The sequence below is a fragment of the Vibrio sp. 10N.222.48.A3 genome, assembly GCF_041475345.1.
Lineage (GTDB): Bacteria > Pseudomonadota > Gammaproteobacteria > Enterobacterales > Vibrionaceae > Vibrio > Vibrio tasmaniensis_A.
On the sequence record NZ_JBFRVX010000542.1, the window covers coordinates 1 to 4,871 of the forward strand.

Consider the following 4,871-nt stretch of genomic DNA (forward strand, 5'->3'; position numbering starts at 1 on the left):
CTAGGGGGTGATCTGAAAAATTTCGATTATTTTTGCTATGAGCTTCTTTTATACCAATCAAAAAACACAAATCTATAGACACAAAAAAACCTGCTACATGAGCAGGCTTTTCTACTTTTATCATTAAATTGAAGTATCAATAATTTAAAGATCAACAACTTAACGTGTCAATAACCTATTTATCTAATCAGTTGATTACTTAGTTAGGTCATCAAAGAAGTTTTTCACGCCGCTGAAGAAACCTTCAGATTTTGGCTTGTGCTTGCTTGCAGCTTCACCACAACATGTTTCTTCAAATTCACGCAGTAGTTCTTTTTGACGAGAGCTTAGCTTAACCGGTGTTTCAACCACTAGCTTAACGATTAGGTCACCCACACCGCCGCCACGAACGCCTTTCACACCTTTGCCACGCATACGGAACATACGGCCCGTTTGTGTCTCTTCAGGTACTTTAAGGTTTACACGGCCATCTAATGTAGGAACTTCAACTTCACCGCCTAGCGCTGCCATTGTGAAGCTAACTGGCACTTCACAGTAAAGGTTGTTGCCGTCACGCTCAAAGATGTTGTGCTCTTTTACGTGTACTTGTACGTACAAGTCGCCAGCTGGAGCGCCGTGCTCTCCTGCTTCGCCTTCGCCAGATAGACGAATGCGATCACCAGTATCAACACCTGCTGGGATCTTAACGTTAAGCGTTTTCGTCTTCTGTTTGCGACCTTGACCATGACATGAGTTACATGGGTCTTTGATGATCTTGCCTTTACCGTTACAAGTAGGACAAGTCTGTTGAACCGCAAAGAAACCTTGGCGCATTTGTACCTGGCCGTGGCCATGACAAGTACCACACGTTTGTGCAGAAGAACCCGCTTTCGCGCCGCTACCATCACAAATGTCACATTCAACAAGTGTTGGTACTTCAATCTCTTTAGATACACCACGAACGGCTTCTTCTAGAGAAAGCTCCATGTTGTAACGCAAATCAGAACCACGTTGAGCACGCGCTTGACCGCCGCCACGACGACCGCCGCCGAAGATATCGCCAAATACGTCACCGAAGATATCGCCGAAGTCACCTTGGCCACCGCCGCCGTAACCGCCGCCGTAACCGCCGCCACCCATGCCACCTTGTTCAAAAGCTGCGTGGCCGTATTGGTCGTAAGCTGCTTTCTTTTGAGCATCGGTTAGGATCTCGTACGCTACTTTTACTTCTTTAAATTTGTCTGCTGCGCTGTCATCACCCTGGTTACGGTCTGGGTGGAATTTCATCGCTAAGCGTTTGTACGCTTTTTTAATATCGCGCTCTGATGCATCGCGGCTTACGCCTAATACTTCGTAAAAATCACGTTTTGACATGTTCTAGGTCACCAAAATAATTGCTACTGCCGAATGTTCACTTCAGCAGTCTGTGTATCAATCTAGATAAAAGTTCTGCCGGCTGAAACGCCGAATAAAGCTATTATCTAGATCGACAAGTCTAAATACAAATTTACGGGCGTGAGAGTTACCTCTGACGCCCGCAATAATAAGTCTTTGAGACAATGAATTTCTAAGCAAGTAGCTTGAGTTCTAGGAGGAAGCGCGGAGCCTACGCTAGTAGGTGAGCACTTCCGACAACGAAATCAGGCTACTCTGCGACGAAATTATTTTTTGTCTTCTTTTACTTCTTCGAACTCAGCGTCTACCACATCGTCGTCTTGCTTAGGTTGTTCACCAGCGTCAGCACCAGCTTGTTCAGCTTGAGCTTTCTGTTGAGCAATTTCCATTAGCTTTTGAGCTGCTTGCATAAGTTCTTGAACTTTAGCGTCGATAGCTTCTTTGTCGTCACCAGACTTAACTGATTCTAGAGCTTCGATAGCTGCTTCGATTTTAGCTTTCTCGTCTGCAGGTAGAGCTTCACCAGCTTCTTCTACTTGCTTCTTAGTGCCGTGAATCATTTGGTCAGCTTGGTTACGTGCAGTTACTAGCTCTTCGAACTTCTTGTCAGCTTCTTTGTTAGCTTCTGCTTCTTGAACCATTGCTTCGATCTCTTCCTCAGACAAACCGCCTGATGCTTGGATAGTGATCTTCTGCTCTTTACCTGTCGCTTTATCTTTAGCAGATACGTTCAGGATACCATCAGCATCTAGGTCGAATGTTACTTCAACTTGTGGCATGCCACGTGGTGCTGGTTGGATACCTTCTAGGTTGAACTGACCAAGAGACTTGTTGTAAGTAGCTTGCTTACGCTCACCTTGAAGAACGTGGATAGTTACTGCGCTTTGGTTGTCTTCAGCTGTAGAGAACACTTGATCCGCTTTAGTAGGGATAGTTGTGTTTTTCTCGATAAGCTTAGTCATTACGCCGCCCATCGTTTCGATACCGAAAGATAGAGGAGTAACGTCTAGAAGAAGAACGTCTTTAACTTCACCAGCTAGTACACCACCTTGAACAGCAGCACCCATTGCAACAGCTTCGTCAGGGTTCACGTCTTTACGTGGCTCTTTACCGAAGAATTCAGTTACTTTAGCTTGAACCATAGGCATACGAGTCTGACCACCTACTAGGATAACGTCAGTGATTTCGCCTACAGATAGGTCAGCATCTGCTAGAGCAACTTTTAGTGGCTCAAGAGAACGTTGAACTAGGTCTTCAACTAGAGACTCAAGCTTCGCGCGAGTCACTTTGATGTTCATGTGCTTAGGACCAGTCGCATCTGCAGTAACGTAAGGTAGGTTTACGTCAGTTTGAGTAGTAGAAGAAAGCTCGATTTTCGCTTTTTCTGCTGCTTCTTTAACACGCTGCATTGCTAGTGGATCAGCTTTAAGGTCGATACCTTGCTCTTTCTTGAACTCATCTACTAGGTAGTTGATCATGCGGTTATCGAAATCTTCACCACCAAGGTGAGTATCACCGTTAGTTGAAAGAACTTCGAAAGTCTTCTCGCCTTCTACTTCATCGATTTCGATGATAGAGATATCGAATGTACCACCACCAAGGTCGTATACAGCGATAGTGCGATCACCACCTTGCTTGTCTAGACCGTAAGCCAGAGCAGCAGCAGTAGGTTCGTTGATGATACGTTTAACATCTAGACCAGCGATACGGCCAGCATCTTTCGTTGCTTGACGTTGAGCATCGTTGAAGTAAGCAGGAACAGTTACTACTGCGCCAGTTACTTCTTCGCCTAGGAAGTCTTCAGCTGTTTTCTTCATTTTCTTAAGAACTTCAGCAGATACTTGAGGAGCAGCCATTTTTTGGCCTTGCGCTTCAACCCAGGCATCACCGTTGTCAGCCTTAACAATGTTGAAAGGCATGATTTCGATATCGCGTTGAACTTCTTCATCTTCAAAACGACGACCGATTAGACGCTTGATAGCGAATAGGGTGTTTTGAGGGTTAGTAACCGCTTGACGCTTCGCAGGTTGACCAACTAGCGTCTCACCTTCAGTGTATGCGATTACCGAGGCTGTTGTGCGTTCGCCTTCAGTATTTTCTAGTACGCGAGGTTTGTCGCCGTCAAGTACGGCAACACATGAATTTGTTGTCCCTAAGTCAATACCGATAATTTTACTCATAATAAGACCTCTCTTATTAAAATTATTTTTTCTAATGCAAAATATGTAATTCTATTCTTCTATATGAGTACAAGCGTTTAAGTCTTGCACTCTAGTGGTGATAAACAGCAATATTTTTAGACAAGGTTAGTAAAATCGAATACTAAAATCACCTTATCCGATCCTGTTTCCCCAGTCATTATTTGTGGATTGAGATCTGACGGGGTTGCATTGCTTCTGGGACTTCACGGACGAGGTCTACGTGCAGTAAACCATTTCCCATACTCGCTGCTTTAACGGTTACGTAGTCAGCCATCTGGAATTTACGTTCAAAGTTACGCTCTGCGATCCCTTGATAAAGGTAATTAGGTTTAGTTTCTACAGGCTGAACTTCACCGGAAACGATTAACATATTTTCGTTCTGGGTAAGAGTTAGTGCATCTTCAGAAAAACCAGCTACAGCCATCGTAATACGATAGTTGTTTTCGTCTTTCTGCTCGATGTTGTATGGAGGGTAGCCATTACAAGATGGCTTATTCGTGCTACTCTCCGCTAGGTTAAATAGACGTTCAAAACCAATGGCATGACGGTATAGCGGAGAAAAATCTACATTACGCATAATACTATCCTCATAAATAAGCAATAGTTCTTAGTGTTTAGTACACCAAGACCGGAGACAGACTCTATTGCACCACGTAGGCGCCGTAAGACATATGTTCCAGGTGTTAACAGGTTTAAGGAACTCGCTAATGTCGCATACTACAACGTCAACGTTCCTTGATTACAATTGCCCTAGCTTCCCTAAGAAGGCGAAGTGGGCAACTTAAGAACTTCATCTGTCAGTTCGTTTTTTTAAAATATTATCCCAAGAGAAACCTGTCAATATTAACATTAGTTTTTTTTGGTCATTTATAAATTGTTAATTTAGCAAAAGCGCTAGCTCGATTCTGTCAGATTCGATCTAACAGGTTCTTCGCTGGCTCATTCCTACACACAACCCAAATCGCGGGCCTGGATCTGTCAGCATATAATGTATTTTAATGTGACACCCTAAGCGCCAAAACGCACATCAAAACAAAACCCTGAGCACTTAAACGTCCCCTCCCCCTTTGTCACAAATCGCAATGCTGGAAATACTGACCCGTAGTTGGTGTACAGAATGATGTGATCCGCTCGCTCGTGAAGAAACCATTCACCAAAGCCAGCGCCATTTAATTCGATGAAAAAGTCACGGATTTCATGGAAAGCAAAACGACGCGACCCCAATAGCGGAAACTGCTGCTTGATAGCTTCAACGAACCCTTGGTCTTTTAACGCTGCGATATCAGCCTGCTGCTC

Annotated in this window: 3 protein-coding genes and 1 pseudogene; all 4 read right to left on the reverse strand. The window is 44.1% G+C overall.

Translation table 11 applies throughout. The features are described 5' to 3' along the window. Positions 1-195: 195 nt before the first annotated feature. Positions 196-1,353 carry a molecular chaperone DnaJ gene (gene dnaJ / locus AB4653_RS15625; protein WP_102258211.1) on the reverse strand — a complete coding sequence of 386 codons (1,158 nt, stop codon included), beginning with the start codon at positions 1,351-1,353 and terminating at the stop codon, positions 196-198. 287 nt (positions 1,354-1,640) lie between these two features. Beyond that, the gene (dnaK, locus tag AB4653_RS15630; RefSeq protein ID WP_372104671.1) at positions 1,641-3,554 is read right to left on the reverse strand and encodes a molecular chaperone DnaK; all 1,914 of its coding nucleotides are present in this window, start codon (positions 3,552-3,554) and stop codon (positions 1,641-1,643) included. Positions 3,555-3,732: 178 nt separating this feature from the next. Then, positions 3,733-4,152: an Hsp20 family protein gene (locus AB4653_RS15635; RefSeq protein ID WP_017091829.1), complete on the reverse strand. Its 420-nt coding sequence runs from the start codon at positions 4,150-4,152 to the stop codon at positions 3,733-3,735. 431 nt (positions 4,153-4,583) lie between these two features. Beyond that, positions 4,584-4,871 (reverse strand): annotated as a pseudogene (locus tag AB4653_RS15640) (hypothetical protein); the annotation flags it as partial.